This window comes from Gemmatimonadota bacterium (genome assembly GCA_016713785.1).
In the GTDB taxonomy this organism is placed as follows: Bacteria; Gemmatimonadota; Gemmatimonadetes; order Gemmatimonadales; family GWC2-71-9; genus JADJOM01.
In genome coordinates, this window is the sequence record JADJOM010000003.1 from 334,083 (window position 1) to 348,733 (window position 14,651).

Sequence of the window (14,651 nt, forward strand, 5' to 3'; positions counted from 1 at the left end):
AGGGAGGCCACGCTGGCTACCGGCTTGTCCCCGCGCCGGTCTGACCGGACGCCATCATTGTGATGCCTCGAGCACCTCGCGCTGGAAGGCGACCTCATTCAGCTGCTGCAGAGGATCACCCCAGTGCCCGCTCGCGTGAAGAAGCACTTTCCCGAACCCGTCCTTGACGGGACCGCCGTGGGCAGTCTCCTTCGCGCTTGGGTGTAGGCCGCCCGCGACTGGCGCCGGCGTTCCCGCACCTGCCGGGGCCCCGTGGAGACGGCAACCGCGAAGACGGACTTGGCAAGAGCGACGCCGATCTGGAGCATGGAACTGGGCACCTCCCCTGGCTGGTTGGCCCAGTATGGGGCCGGTTGGTGGTCCTGGCACTGTGGTGCCGTATGGGGGAGGAGTCCATCCCATCGCATGAAGCTGTCAGCGCTCGGCGCGACAGTTGTCTTTGCCCGAGAACTTACAAGCCTCGCGCTGCAGCTTATCCGGAGACGTTTGGCCGCGCCTAGGATGGCGGCCCTCGCGCCACGAGCCGTGCATGGTGTGAGCCACCCCTTGTCCGCAGAGAGCCCTTTGTGCGTACCGACCTTCCCCTAGGTGTTTGCGCCCTCCTCTGCATCGGTATCCCTGGCAGCGCGCAAGCCCAGAAGGTGGACCTCCCGAGCTGCCAGAGCGACACACTCAAAGGGAAGGTCACGACTTTTCAGGTAACGATGCCATTGCCACCTGGGCGGGCGTACGGACGGGTAGTACGTGCGTTCATTCAAGTCGGCCTGGCACCATCAAACGCCGCGGCCATTACCGGGCAGGTCGAATGGAACAGCGGCACTGAAACGAACTTCTGGGGAGATAATCACGCACGTCGCATCACAGCGACCGTTGTTGAGGACGACGAGGATGAAAGCAAGTCGCTGATCATCATTTCACCCTACGAAGCCACCTCGGATGGCTTTACAGATAGCCATTCGATGCGACCGCTATCCAATAGGAACGGCGGGTACGGCAAGAGAGTCTGGTGCGCCGCGTGGGCGATAAGTGACACACTGCGTGCCGCAGCGGATAGGCTAGCCACCAGGAGATCTCAGCCCGTGGCCGCCGGCACAGCGGATAGCGTTCCTGATGCGGCAGTACCGGCTGGCGCTGAGAGACCATAGCCCGGCAGTGGCTGAGTTATCAAGACTAAGTGCGACACTGAACCGCGAACCGCCCCGGAATTGCCGGAGGCGCCAATGTTTGAGAAGTTGGAGCTGACCCGACCGCCAGAACCTGATCCAGCGATATCGTCCGGAACCGCCACGCTGGCGGACCTCCCCGACATAGCACCACTAGGATGCGCCGGACAGCCACCCGGGTGCCCAGGCTCCGGCTCGCCACTGGGGACCTCATGAGGTGTACTTAGTTGAAGATCCCCTGACAGTCGGCTAGAAAAGGGAGGGTGTCCATGACCCTCTGCCGGTGGTAAGCTGGAGTTGTCGAGAAACCAGTCTACCCAGGGAGATGACCATGGACACCCGAGAGAAGCTTATCGATGCCCGGATCGGGATGCTAGCGCTGGCCGACGAGCTGAAGAATATCAGCCGGGCCTGCCAGGTCGCCGGGATCAGCCGGACGCACTACTACGACATCAAGGACGCCTTCGAGCGGTACGGCCGGGATGGGCTGGCCCCGCGGGAGCGGCGCCGGCCCCGGATGCCGAACGAGACGCCGCCGGAGCTGGTGGCCCGGATTCTCGAGATGACGGCCGAGTACCCGACCTACAGCTACGTTCGGGTCTCGCAACAGCTGCGCCTAGTCGGGGTGCCGGCCAGTGCCGCTCAGGTGCGGGGCGTGTGGCTGCGGGAGGGGCTGCTCAAGCGCTTTGACCGGCTGCTCTGGCTCGAGCGCCGGGTGGCCGAGCGGGGCGGGCCGCTCACCGAGCAGGTGCTCAAGCTGCTGCGGCAGCATGCCCACCAGACCGTCGATCCGCAAACGCACATCGAGGCCCCGGTCCTGGGGTATCTGGGCTGCCAGGACACGTATTACGTGGGCGCCCTGAAGGGCGTGGGCCGGGTGTACGCCCAGACCTTCGTCGATGCCAACGCGGCGGTGGGCTTCGCCAAGCTGTACCTGAGCAAAGTGCCGATGACCGCGGTGGATCTGCTCCACGACCGGGTGCTGCCCTTCTACGAGGCCCAGGGGGCGCCGCTGCAGCGGGTGCTCACCGACAATGGCCGGGAGTACTGTGGCCGGCCCCTGCACCACCCCTTCGAGCTCTACTGCGCAGTGCAACAGGTGGAGCACCGGACCACCCTGGTCGGGTCGCCCGAGTCCAACGGGATGGTCGAGCGCTTCAACCGGACGCTCAAGGAGGAGTTCTTCGGCGTCGCCTTCCGGAAGCGCTTCTACGCGTCCGTGGAGGCGCTGCAGGCGGACCTGGACGGCTTCCTGAGCTTCTACAACGGGCAGCGGGCGCATCACGGCTACCGGACGCAGGGCCGAACCCCGCTGCAGACCTTCAACGAGCATCAGCGGGCGGCGGAGGCGCCCCAGGCCGCGTAGTCATCCCGAACCCAGCGCCACCGGCCCGAGTGTCCGGGGATCCTCCGCCAAGTATACGCTGGCCCCCAAGCCTCCTGCAGCACCTCGGCCGGCGCGTGGGCGGCGAAGTAGGTCCCGAAGGCCCTCCGGGACAGTCGCCGGCACTCTCGCACCTGGCCGGGCACCGCAGAGACGACGGCCTCGAAGCCGGCCTTGGCAAGATCGACGCGGATCTGTAGCGTATGCATGGGCTCCTCCTCCTCTTGGTTGGTGGCCCGGTTGGGGCCGTTGCGCATTCTCGGCACAGTGGTGCCGTTCGGGAGGAGTCCATCCCATTACATGAAGCTCGCAGGGCGCGGCCGTAGCTTTGCGACGACCACGCAAGCTTTGCGACGACCTCGCACTAACGGACGGTAGCCGGGACGGCCTTCCTCGACTAGCCGCGGCCCTGCGGCTTATGCGAGGTCCTAGTGCCCCTCACAAGCCATGAATGAGGGCGTAGCGGCAGGGCCAGCCGACCAGCATAGCTTGCTGAGGACCAGAAGCGACACAAGCGCCGCCTAGAGCCAGGCCTTCGCGGTGCGGCACAGCGCGGGCATCGTGCGTCAAAGAGTACTTGACCTAGAGCCGGCGACGACGATGTTCGATGAAGTACGACCTTGGCGGGTGAGCTGTATGGGGCAGTGCGTGACGAATGGCGCCGGTGTGGTGGCGGAATATCGGCCGAGTTGGCCAATTGCGGTGCCGATAGACTGTGGGGGGGGCTATGAACTTTGATCCGGCGTCCTCATTCTCGGACAACCTCGCCCGGTTCCGGGCGGAAGCGGAGCGCATCGATGCCGATTGTGCTCGTATCCTATTCGAGAATCTGGCGCTGTTGGCGCGTGACGGTGACGCGACACGCACCCGGCAGGCAGTTCAGGAGTTCAACCGGGCGGTCCTGGCCGCGCTGGACGGGCTGCCAGAAGGGCCTGCGGCATGAGCCGGTATTTTCTCGCCTCCGTCGCCATTGAAGGATTTCGAGGCATCAACAATGACGGCGATCCCCTTGTGTTGAAGTTCAAGCACGATGCCGTCAACTCCGTTCACGCGCCCAACGGCGTCGGGAAGAGTTCAATCTTCGAAGCGCTGCACTTCGCCCTGCACGGCACGGTACCGCGCCTGGAAGGGATGCAGGAAGCCGAACAGGGCGCGAGTTACGTCATCAACAAGTTCCATCCAGCGCAACAGGCTACGGTCGCCCTGGTATTCATGAGCGATGACGGCACCCCCAGCGTGTCGATCACCGTCACCCAGGCAGCTGGAGGCGCACGGGTGGTCACGTCCCCTTCCGGCCATACCAATCCCGACGGCTTCCTCGCGGATCTTTGCGAGGATTTTGTGCTGGTCGATTACCCGCGCTTTGCCTCCTTGGTTGATTGCTCGGCACTGGAGCGCGGGCGCTCCTTCGCCTCGCTCGTCGGCATGAGCCGGTATTCCCAACTGCGGCAAGCGCTCGACGGGGCCAAAAACACCCGCAACATCAACGGCGATCTCGAGCTGTCCACGCTCGAGGCCGACGCCACCGCCGCAAGCCGCGCGCTCGCGGGGGTCGAACAGCGCATTCTCACCGCCCATCAGGAAGTGACCGGCTCCGTCGGCGGTCAGATGGCGGATACCGCAGCACTGAAAGCGCGGGTGACGGCAGGACTGGCAAGCACCGCGCTCTTAGCGCCGTTGCTCGCCAATGCCTCGGTGATGGAGCTCGACTTTGACGCCGCAGAAAAGCTCATCGAGCAGGAAGAAGGCGGTGGGGCGCGGAAAGCCTTGGAGGTTCTCAACACCGCCGTCACGACGCTTGACGGCTTGCAGGTCTCGGCGGCGGAGCTTGCCGAGCTCGACGCGCTACTGACGGCGGCGAAGGCGCGCGACGATGCGATGCGCAAAGTCGGCGCCGCCAGCCTGCACGCCCTGCTGAAAGGTGCGCTCGCGGTCGTGAACAGTGCGGACTGGCGCGATCCGATGGTCTGCCCTGTCTGCGACAATGCCGGAGACGAGCCGCTTTCTGATCAGCTGGAGACGAAGCTCCGCGCATTATGATGAGGCCGGACAGCTCGACGCCGAGCTCAAACGGCAGGTGCAGAGCGCGGGGTGCGTCGGGAAGCTTCGACTGCTCGAAGAGCAGTCGCGCCTTAGCGTTGCGGATGGTGATCGTATCGCGCCGGTCCTGACCGTGGCTGCGCACCAGTCGTCAGTGGCGACGGTCGACCTGGAACGCGCGAAGAATGCGCTTGGCGCCCTCGAAGCGAAGCGCGTTGACGTGCTTGCGGCGATCCATGCCGAGAGGACGACGTTACAGGCCAGCTTGCCCCCGTCGCTCGTCGCCGTCACTCGCACTCTGGGGCAGGCCAAGCAATTCCGCGACGCGATGAACGACTACGAGCGCACCCTTCCGGCGCTCGCGAGGAAGCGTGCGAAGCTCGCGAAGCTCGTTCGGTGGCGGACGTTCATTACGACAGTAGCCGGACAGTTCGCAACGGCGGAAAGCGTGCTCGCCAATGCGCGCATCACGGATATTCAGGCCAGTTGCCAGGAGCTTTTCCGGCATCTGGTGCGCGGCGGCCCAGACGTGCGGCCGATGCTGAACCGGGCGCAGAACACCGAGCAGGTGGAGTTGAAGCTGGCCAACTTCTTCGGCCTTTCAAACCAAAGCGCGCGGGCGCTCCTGTCAGAGAGTTACCGCAATGCCGTCGCCGCTTCTGTATTCTTGTCCGCAGCGACCCGGCAGCAGGGTGTGCCGCGCTTTATGGTGCTGGACGATGTGACCTCAAGTTTCGATGCCGGACACCAGTTCAGCTTGATGGACACGATCCGGACGAAATTGCGGTTTGGAGCGGCGAACGGGCTCCCCGGCGGGCTTCAGTTTATCATCCTCAGCCACGATGCGAGCCTTGAGAAGTATTTCGACCGGCTGAACGACACGACTGAGTGGAATCACCAAAAGCTGCAAGGCATGCCGCCCCGTGGGCGGCTAATGATCGCTGCGCAGCAGGCGGATCGTCTGAAGGCACAGGCCGAGCAATACCTGAACGCGGGGCAGATAGATGTCGGCGAGCCGTATGTGCGCCAGTATCTTGAGTACAAGCTTGGTCAGATCATCACGAGTTTGGAGATCCCGGTGCCGCCCGATTACGCTACGCGGGGTGACAAGCGCACGTTGTCCACTTACATCGATGCAATTACGAAGGCAGTCTCCCTCTATCAAGCGGCGGGGTACTGCGTTCTAACCCCCGAGCAAATTGCCGCTCTGAAGAACCACCATGCACCGTCGATTGTTGCAAACTACGTCAGTCACTATGAGACAGGCGCAGGCGATCCGTTCAACGCATATGCTTTGCTTGGAGTGCTGCAAAGCGTCGACGCTCTCGCCGATTGCTTTGCCATGATTGACCCCGCCACAAACCGGGCCAAGTATTACCGGCGGCTTGATCGGCGGTAGCCGACCATGGCGAGTCCATGTGATCTGACCCCCGGACGCTGATCCAGTGATAATGTCCGGTACCCCCGTGGGGCGGACCTCCCCGAAATAGGATCGTTGGCGCGCGGCGGACGGCCATCGATGGCGGCATGCTACGCCAAGTGACCTTGCCACATCGATCCGGAATCGCGCTAGCTGCGGCTGTCCTCCTGGCGGCCGCGGTGTCCGCGAGCGCCCCCGCACAGACGCTCCGGACGCCCGGCATGCAGCCGGTCCGCCCACCGGCCGGATACTCCCGCGTTGCGGTGACCCGCCAGGGGGCGTACGATTCGCGGCGTCCGGCCCGCGCCCGTGGCTCACGCTCGGCCCACTTCTTACCCCCCTGTCGATGCTCCTCGAGCCTGCGCTTGCCACGCCGCGCCTCCGGCTCCGGCCGTTCGGCGAGGCGGACTTCGAGGCGTTCTACACCTCCTGCGTCTGCGACCCGGCCGTCATGGCCTTCTACCACGCCTACCGGCTGATCGTGTCGGATGAGGAGCGCCGCCTGCGCGCCCGCCGAGACTTCGTGGACCACTTCACGCTGGGCCGGACCACGCGCGACTACATCTGCTGGGCACTGACGGCCGGCCCGGCCCTCGCGGCCCCGGCGGGCGCCTTCGTGGGCTGGTGCGGCATCCTGACCCCGGCCCTGGAGGAGCAGGCCTGGGGGCCGGAGCTCGCGTACATGCTGGCGCGGCCGTGGCACGGGCTGGGACTCGCGACTGAAGCCGGGGCCGCCGTCATGGCCGACGCCTGGCCGCGGTACGGGCTGGCCCGGCTCCACGCCGTGGTCGACACGCCGAATATGGCGTCGCGCCGGGTGCTCGAACGGCTCGGGCTCGACCTGCACGGTCCCGTGGAGGTGTACGGCAGCGCCGACATGCTGGTCTACACCGCCACGGCGTCGACGCGCGGGGCCTGAGAGGCGCAGCTACGTGGCGGGCGGTTGCATAAGGCCACCCCAATGCCCGCACCCGTAAACCGGCAATTGTCCGCGCCGGCTCGTTGGCCAGCACCACCGCCGGCATGTTGTGGCACCGCCGAATCGCGGCGCCACGCCCTACTGCTTGGCGGACTTCAGCGGGGCCCGACTCAACGCCTTGTGGCGGGCGGCCTCGAGGAGGGCCTTGGCGTCGGCCCGGTTGGTCTTGTTGCCATCGCGATAGCGCGCCACGTCCTGGGATGCAGCATGGTCACCTTTTGCCCCAGGCGCTGGAGCTGCCGGCCCCAGCGATGCGCCGACCCGCAGGCCTCCAGCAGCACCCCGGCCGGCGCCTGCGCGGTGAAGCAGGTCCCAAACCCAGACAGCGACAGGCGTCGGGTCTCCCTCACCTGCGCGGGCACCGCGGAGACCGCGACCTCAAAGACGGACTTGGCAAGATGGCCGCCGATCTGTAGCGTAGACAGGGGCTCCTCCCCCAGTTGGTGGCCCTGTTGGGGTCGTTTCGCAGTTCTGGCAGACTGGTGCCGTTTCGGGGAGGAGGCCTAACCATCACTTGGAGCAGTCGGGGCCGGGCGCCTCGGCGCCACTGCGAGGCACGGTAGCGGTGTGCCTCAGCGAAACGTTCATTGCACAAAGTGGTCTCACGCAAGGAGCCGTGATGCTTCAATGGGCAACTGAGTTTCCTGCAGCTCCCGAAACCACGCCGGAAGCATTCCTTGCCATCGCGAAGAAGTGGCTTCAAGGCTCCCCCCACCTTGGGTGGAAAGGATACAAATTCGCGGACTCGCCCCCAGACGATCAAATCCTCTACAACCACAATGGACAGACAGCGACTGCTGTTCGAGTAACTACTGCCGCCGGTTCTTGGGCTGGTTTCGAGCATAGCTGGGTGGACGGCGAACGTCAGTGGACCACTCAGCTAGTTGGGCACAAGAGTTTGGACGGCTTCCTTGTTAGCGTCCGCCTCGACTGTGCACTCCTCAAACCGACCGCTGTCCTGCCAAAGGCCAAGAAGCCTTACTCCATCAAGCTCGTCTTTGACCTCCTAGGTGGGGGAACCGACGGCCTCCTGACTGTCCAGGACAAGCCCCACTTCCTGGCGGAGAATCAGGTCGACGACGCGGCCTCAATGCTCACAGGGCGTAGTGGAGGGCGCCTTCCAATCGTCTATCTCAGTAGTCCACACAGAGGACTTCCTCGGCTCGATGCCAGTGCATTGGCGAAAGACCTTGGCGGACTTGCACACGTTGTTGTCGAGCCATCCAAGTACTTCTCATTTGCGTTGGCGCGTCGCGCCAGCAGCCAGAACCCCTATGGTGGATCGGTTGGCATTGTGTGGCCGCATGCCGCTGGCCAGCTAATGAAAATCAGGCCATTCCAAGGTAGCACGGCAGCAGAGGTTCAAGTCGCAGTTGGCGAGCATGTTCGCAGCTCCCTGACAATGGTGCGCCCGAGTAGTGAGGTTACTTGGTCATACCTTAGCCAAGCACTTTCTCAGGTCCGGATCGCTGCCCTGAAGGCCTCTGGGTCTCAGTCTGTCGATGACTACATCGAAGCATTCGACCGCGACATGGAAGCCCAGGCGAAGCAACTGGATGAGGCGAATCACGAAATCGGGCGCCTAAATGCGGAGATCCGACGCCTCTCTTCTGGCTCAAAGCAAGCTGGCTTGCTCAAGGCAGGTAAGGAGGTCGAATACTTTCCAGGAGAACTCGCTGACACGATCGCGGCGAGCCTCCAAATCGCCTCCCGCAACCTCGGAGGCGGCTCGAGGCGCCGACACCTAGTTGATGACCTCATTGCGGCCAATCCAGCGACGGGAGCGAGCGCTGATATTGTTGATGACATCAAGAACGCCTTCGAGACTGACGGCGGGCTTGGCAATGGCCAAAGGCGGCTGCTAGAAGATCTTGGCTTTACAATCACAGAAGATGGAAAGCACTACAAAGCGGTTTATCGCGACGATGGGAGGTACACCTTCACCATCGCCAAGACACCAAGCGACCACAGGGCGGGAAGGAATCTCGCGGGTGAAATTAACCGCACCCTCTTCCGATAAGCACAGCCCGGAGGCCACATGCTTGATCCGTTGATCCTCGGCCTCGCGGCGCTGGTGGCCATCGTGGTCGCCGTCCTCATTGTGGCCTGGCGGAGCACCGCCGCCGCCAGGGCAGAGGCCAGCCGCCTCGGTACGGAGGTGACAAACCTCCGAATCCGGGTCAGCCGGCTCGCCCCCTTCGAGAAAGTGGCCGACGCCACGGCGCGTGCCGCGGAGATCCTCCGGGACGCGGAGAGCGCGGCGAGCCGCGCCCGAGCCGAGGCCGACCGCCTGCAGGCCGAAGTCGCGGTATCGGCGGAGGCCATCCGGGCCCGCGCGGAGGCCGAGGCCTCCACCATTCGCTCGGAGGCCATCGAACGGACCCGCTCCGCCAACGCGAAGGGGGATGCCATCATCGCGGACGCGGAGCGCCGTGCGGCCGCGATCGTCCAGGAGGCCCACGCCAAAGCGGAGGCGCTCGCTGGGGACGCCCTCCGCGCCGTCCAGGAGGCGGACAAGCTCGAGCGGACAGTCCGCGCGATGCGGAACAAGCTGGAGGGCTATGGCGACCGGTATCTGATCCCGACCACCACGCTCATCGATGAACTTGCCGCCGAGATGGGGCATACCGAGGCGGCCCAGCGTCTCAAGGTGATCCGGGACGAGGTGCGGCAGGCCATCAAGGAGGGCAAGGCGGCGGACTGCGACTACGTCGAAGACGGCCGGCGGGAGACGGCGATCCGGTTCGTGGCCGACGCGTTCAACGGGAAAGTGGATTCGATACTGGCGTGTGTGAAGCATGACAACGCCGGGGCCCTCGCCGAGGAAATGCGAGACGACTTCATCCTTGTGAACCACAACGGCGAAGCATTCCGCAACGCACGGATCCGCGAATCCTATCTTGCCCTGCGCCTTGAGGAGCTTAAGTGGGCGGCCATCGTCCACGGCCTCAAGGTCGAGGAGCGTGAGGAGCAGCGCCGGATCAAGGAGCAGCTGCGCGAGGAGGAGAAGGCACGGAAGGGTATGAGCGTGCCATGCGGGAAGCTGCCCGCGACGAGGAGCTCGTCAAGAAGGCCATGGAGAAGGCCCAGGCGCAGCTGGCAAGGGCCAGCGAGGACCAGCGGGCCAAGTACGAGGCGCAGCTGACCGAGCTGGCCGCGCGCCTCAAGGAGGCCGAGGAGAAGAACAAGCGGGCGCTCTCCATGGCCCAGCAGACCAAGCAGGGCCACGTCTACATCATCTCAAATATCGGTTCCTTCGGGGAGCACGTTTACAAGATCGGCCTCACCCGTCGGCTCGAGCCACTCGACCGGATTCGGGAGCTCGGCGACTCCAGCGTGCCGTACGAGTTCGACGTGCACGCCCTGATCTTCGCTGAGGATGCCCCGGCTCTCGAGCACCAGTTGCACCGGCACTTCATCATGAACCAGGTCAACAAGGTTAACTACCGGAAGGAGTTCTTCCGGGTGGACCTGACCCACATCCGGCAGGAGATTGAGGGACTCGGGCTGACGACTAAGTGGACGATGGCGGCCGCCGCGCAGGAGTACCGGGAGTCCCTCAAGATCGAGGAGCTGATCGCCAAGGATCCGGCAGCGCGCGCCGCGTGGATCAAGCGACAGTATACTTACGAAGCAATGTCCGCCATGTCTGAGGGCGAGGACGATTCCCCCGCGCCACCGGGCCTCCGACTCAGCACAGAACCGGCCGTAGTAGTGTCCACAAGTCATCCTGATCCGGGCGCCGGCCAGGTGGCGTCGCCGCTGGCGGCGGATAGTCTCGTCCCCCAGCGTGCACCCTCGTGACACCCAACGAACTGCGTGACATCCTCCAGTCGCCGCGCGAGGAGCGTGGACTGGAGTTCAAGGGTCCCGGCGAGAGAGATGATCGAGTGTTCTTCGCCTTGGTCGTCCAAGCGGTGCTGGCCATGGCGAACCGCCGAGACGGGGGTGTGGTCGTTGTCGGGGTGGGGGAGACTGACGGCCGCTTCGAGCCAGTCGGACTCACCGCGGACGAGCTGCAGACCTGGAAAAGCGATCACGTGCTGGACGGGCTCGCCGAGTACGCCGACCCGAGTGTCGATGTCCGCTGCAGCCCCGTCGAGCTGGACGGAAGGACCTTTCTCGTCATCGAGGTCAGCGAGTTCGAGGATCTGCCGGTCGCATGCAAGAAGGACTTTCCGGGGACCCTCCAGCGGGGCGTGTTCTACGGGCGCCCTCGCCGAAAGCCGGAATCGATGGCGATTGGTACACAGGCGGACATGCGGGACCTCATCGACTTGGCGACTGAGAAGCGCCTACGACATCTGCTGGAGATCACGGCCGGCGCTGGCGCTAGCCTGAAGCCCGACGACTCGTGGCCCCTCCTAGAGCACATCGGTGGCAAGGTGGCTCCCACGATCCGCTCCCGCGGCTGGTGGTCTTTCGTTGTGCGCCCAGCGCGGCCAGGGGCAACAGGCTTCGGATCGCTTGCCGAGATGGAACAAGCCCTACGAGGGACGGAGGTGCATTATTTCGGGTATCGCTTTCCGCGCCTGTACAGGGATGTTGCACCTATGCGCCACCAGCACTTCCTCGAGCAGCAAACAGAAGTGGACGAGTTTCTGGAGGCATGGCGCTTCTTCGACAGCGGGGCCTTTCTCTGGCTGGGTGGGTACACCAGTGACTGGAAGGACCGAGAGCTCTTCCAAGATCGCCCCTTGCCAGACAACTGGCGCCATGGAGGCGCACCTCCGGGGTCGGTGAGCTCCTGGCCTACCTCACGTTGGGGTTTGAGTTCGCTGCGCGTCTCGGGGCGACCGGCAAGCTCGGCGCGGGCATCCATGTCGAGGTTCGATTTACGTCATTGAACGGACGTGTGCTCATGATGGACCTTCCGCGGCGGGTGCCGTTCACGTCGCGGCGGATCGCGCATGCCGACTCCTTCGCTGAGCAGATTGTGAGTCCGACGGCTGAGCTGCTGGGGCGCGTTCCCGGGCTGGCCTCCGAGTACGGCGTCAAGGTATTGTCCTTGTTCGGTTGGGACGTAGACACCGCATGGTGCCGGCGCATCATCGACGATCTCCGAGGGGCCGGGAAGTAGGCCCGGCACGGTTGGCGTGAACCGCCCCGCGAATTCCGGAGACTCGAAAGCGTGAGCTCGCCCATGGCGGGTCCTGCTGGGCGCGGGACAGGGATGTACTCCCATCCTTCCGTGCGGCGGCGCCGCTCCGGCCATTGCGTCCTGTCGGCCCGCCGGCAACACCCGCCCCGACGTCAGGCACCGATTCGCCACCCCCACCCCCATGCCCGCAGCCCTTCGCCGAGCCCTCCTAGCCGACATCCCCGCCATGCAGCGGGTCCGGCACGCGGTGCGGGAGAACCGCCTGGTGTCGCTCGTCATCCCCGCCGAAGCCTACCGGGAGGCCATCGAGGACACCGGCCGCGGCTGGGTGATCGAAGTGGATGACGAGGTGGTGGCCTTTGCGGTGGTGAATGCCCGGACCGGGAACGTCTGGGCGCTGTTCGTCGACCCGGCCCACGAGCGATGCGGATTCGGGCGGCGGCTCCTCGATACGCTGGTGGCGTGGGGCTGGTCCGTCGGCCTCAAACGCCTGCACCTCTCCACCGCGCCCGGCACCCGCGCGGAAGGGTTCTACGAGGCGGCCGGCTGGCGACGAACCGGCCTCACCCCCGACGGCGAGGTGGCGTTCGAGCTGCGGCGGAGCGACCAGACGCCCGCCCCGCCGGGGTAACGGGGTACCCCCCGCCTCCCTCTTCCCTGTTCCCTCTTCCCTTTTCCCGTCTTTTCCTCCCCCCCGCCTATATTCCAGCCATGCGCAAACTTCTCCCTGTCCTGGCCCTCGCGGTCGTGGCCGCCTGCGGGCCCGGCGGCGTCAATCCGGTGAACATCCTGCAGCCCGACGTCCGGCTGCATCACCTCTCGGTCCGCAACCTGGGCCTCTCCGGCGGCACGCTCGACGTGGCGCTGGCGTTCCACAATCCGAACCAGATCACCCTCAAGGGCGTCGGCCTCACCGCCAGCCTCGACATCGAGGGGAGCCGCTTCGGCGACGTGGCGCTGACCAACCCGTTCACCCTGGCGGCCAAGGACACCACCCTCCTCACGGTGCCGCTCACCTTCAAGTGGTCCGGCGTGGCCAGCGCCGCCCGCTCGGTGCTCGGCTACGGCGCGGTGAACTACGGCATCAACGGCCGGTTCACGATCAACACACCGCTCGGCACCCCGCTCGAGATTCCGTTCTCGGGGCAGGGGAACGTGCCCCTGCTCAAGCCCTGACCCGGGGACCCCGCCGATTCGCGAACTGATCACGATCGAACCGCCCGCCGAGCGCGCCGTGCTGGTGGGCGCGCCCCGCAAGGGCTCGGAGGACGCGGACCACCTCACCGAACACCTCGATGAGCTGGGCCGGCTGGCCGACACCGCCGGCGCCGTCGTCGTCGGCCGGCTGTCGCAGCAGGTGGCCAGCCCCAACCCCGCCACCCTGATCGGCGAGGGGAAGGTCGAGGAGCTCCGGGCGCTGATGGAGGAGAGCCGCGCCACGCTGGTGCTGTTCGACGAGGAGCTCACCCCCAACCAGGGCGCCAACCTCGAGAAGGAGCTCAAGACCCGCGTGATGGACCGGGCCGAGCTCATCCTCGACATCTTCTCCACCCGGGCACGCACCCACGAGGCCAAGCTGCAGGTGGAGCTGGCCCAGCTGGCCTACCTGCTGCCGCGGCTGGCGCGGATGTGGACCCACCTGAGCCGTATCCGCGGCGGCATCGGCCTCCGGGGCCCGGGCGAAACCCAGCTCGAGACCGACCGCCGGATGATCCGGCGCAAGATCCAGCTGCTGCGCGAGAAGCTGCGGGAGTGGGAGAAGCACCGCGAGGTGCTCCGCGCCGGCCGCACCCCGCTGCTCTCGGTGGCGCTGGTGGGCTACACCAACGCCGGCAAGTCGAGCGTGCTGCGGATGCTCTCGGGAGAGCACGGGATCTTCGTCGAGGACCGGCTCTTCGCCACCCTCGACACCCTCACCCGCGAGGTGGACCTGGGCGAGGGGTGCCGGGCCCGGGTGTCGGACACGGTGGGGTTCATCCGCAAGCTGCCGCACCACCTGGTGGCGAGCTTCCGGGCGACGCTCGAGGAGGTCCGCGGCGCCGACCTGCTGCTGCACGTGGTGGACGCGAGCCACCCCGGGTGGGAGGAGCAGATGGCGGTGGTGGACCAGGTGCTGGCCGAGATCGGCGTGGGGGAGCTGCCGCTGGTGCCGGTGTTCAACAAGATGGACCAGGTGGCCGAGCCGTCCGCCTTCGCCGCGCGAGCCCGGGCGCTCTACCCCGACGCGCTGCTCGCCACCACCCAGCGGCTCGACGGGCTCGAGGGGGTCAAGTCGGCGCTGCGGCAGCGGGAGCGGGAGCTGCGGCCGCCGGTCACGGTGCTGGTGCCGCTGGCCGATGGGGCGCGCCTCGCCTCGCTGTACCGCCTGGGCGAGGTGGTGGACCAGACGGTGGAGGGGGAGCACCACAAGGTGCGGGTGCGGCTGGCGCCGTGGCAGGCGGAGCAGCTGCGGCGGGAGGGGATCGGAGTGGAGGCGGTAGGGCGGTAGGGCGGTAGGGCGGTAGGGCGGTAAGGCGGTAGGGCGGTAGGGCGGTAAGGCGGTAAGGCGGTAAGGCGGTAAGGCG

At 65.8% G+C, this 14,651-nt stretch carries 8 protein-coding genes and 2 pseudogenes; all 10 read left to right on the plus strand.

Annotation, left to right across the window (positions count from 1 at the left end; all coding sequences use genetic code 11):
• Positions 1-1,494 precede the first annotated feature (1,494 nt).
• The 10 genes and pseudogenes from IPJ95_09125 to hflX all read left to right on the plus strand — a co-directional run bounded on the left by IPJ95_09125 (position 1,495) and on the right by hflX (position 14,575).
• Positions 1,495-2,529: an IS481 family transposase gene (locus IPJ95_09125; GenBank protein ID MBK7923781.1), complete on the plus strand. Its 1,035-nt coding sequence runs from the start codon at positions 1,495-1,497 to the stop codon at positions 2,527-2,529.
• Between the two features lie 745 nt (positions 2,530-3,274).
• Entirely contained in the window at positions 3,275-3,490 is a 216-nt protein-coding gene (locus IPJ95_09130; GenBank protein MBK7923782.1) for a hypothetical protein, read from the plus strand.
• Positions 3,487-5,986, plus strand: a pseudogene (locus tag IPJ95_09135) (AAA family ATPase). Before IPJ95_09130 ends, IPJ95_09135 begins: the two are co-directional and overlap by 4 nt.
• A gap of 367 nt (positions 5,987-6,353) precedes the next feature.
• Positions 6,354-6,926: a GNAT family N-acetyltransferase gene (locus IPJ95_09140; GenBank protein ID MBK7923783.1), complete on the plus strand. Its 573-nt coding sequence runs from the start codon at positions 6,354-6,356 to the stop codon at positions 6,924-6,926.
• Between the two features lie 679 nt (positions 6,927-7,605).
• The gene (locus tag IPJ95_09145) at positions 7,606-9,006 is read left to right on the plus strand and encodes a hypothetical protein (GenBank protein ID MBK7923784.1); all 1,401 of its coding nucleotides are present in this window, start codon (positions 7,606-7,608) and stop codon (positions 9,004-9,006) included.
• 18 nt (positions 9,007-9,024) lie between these two features.
• Positions 9,025-10,790: pseudogene (locus tag IPJ95_09150) on the plus strand (DUF4041 domain-containing protein).
• Positions 10,787-11,833, plus strand: coding sequence for a putative DNA binding domain-containing protein (locus IPJ95_09155; GenBank protein ID MBK7923785.1), 1,047 nt, complete (start codon positions 10,787-10,789; stop codon positions 11,831-11,833). Before IPJ95_09150 ends, IPJ95_09155 begins: the two are co-directional and overlap by 4 nt.
• A 435-nt stretch (positions 11,834-12,268) precedes the next feature.
• Positions 12,269-12,718 (plus strand): GNAT family N-acetyltransferase, encoded by a 450-nt coding sequence (locus tag IPJ95_09160; GenBank protein MBK7923786.1) that lies wholly within the window; start codon positions 12,269-12,271, stop codon positions 12,716-12,718.
• An 80-nt stretch (positions 12,719-12,798) separates the two neighbouring features.
• On the plus strand, positions 12,799-13,263 hold the full coding sequence (locus tag IPJ95_09165; GenBank protein ID MBK7923787.1) for an LEA type 2 family protein: 465 nt from the start codon (positions 12,799-12,801) through the stop codon (positions 13,261-13,263).
• Positions 13,264-13,321: 58 nt separating this feature from the next.
• Positions 13,322-14,575 carry a GTPase HflX gene (gene hflX, locus IPJ95_09170; GenBank protein ID MBK7923788.1) on the plus strand — a complete coding sequence of 418 codons (1,254 nt, stop codon included), beginning with the start codon at positions 13,322-13,324 and terminating at the stop codon, positions 14,573-14,575.
• The last annotated feature ends 76 nt before the right edge of the window (positions 14,576-14,651 follow it).

Bases quoted from the DNA above. Each gene is read 5' to 3' on its own strand.
- IPJ95_09125 (MBK7923781.1), top strand. From the start codon at position 1,495: ATGGACACCCGAGAGAAGCTTATCGATGCCCGGATCGGGATGCTAGCG.
- IPJ95_09130 (MBK7923782.1), top strand. From the start codon at position 3,275: ATGAACTTTGATCCGGCGTCCTCATTCTCGGACAACCTCGCCCGGTTC.
- IPJ95_09140 (MBK7923783.1), top strand. From the start codon at position 6,354: ATGCTCCTCGAGCCTGCGCTTGCCACGCCGCGCCTCCGGCTCCGGCCG.
- IPJ95_09145 (MBK7923784.1), top strand. From the start codon at position 7,606: ATGCTTCAATGGGCAACTGAGTTTCCTGCAGCTCCCGAAACCACGCCG.
- IPJ95_09160 (MBK7923786.1), top strand. From the start codon at position 12,269: ATGCCCGCAGCCCTTCGCCGAGCCCTCCTAGCCGACATCCCCGCCATG.
- IPJ95_09165 (MBK7923787.1), top strand. From the start codon at position 12,799: ATGCGCAAACTTCTCCCTGTCCTGGCCCTCGCGGTCGTGGCCGCCTGC.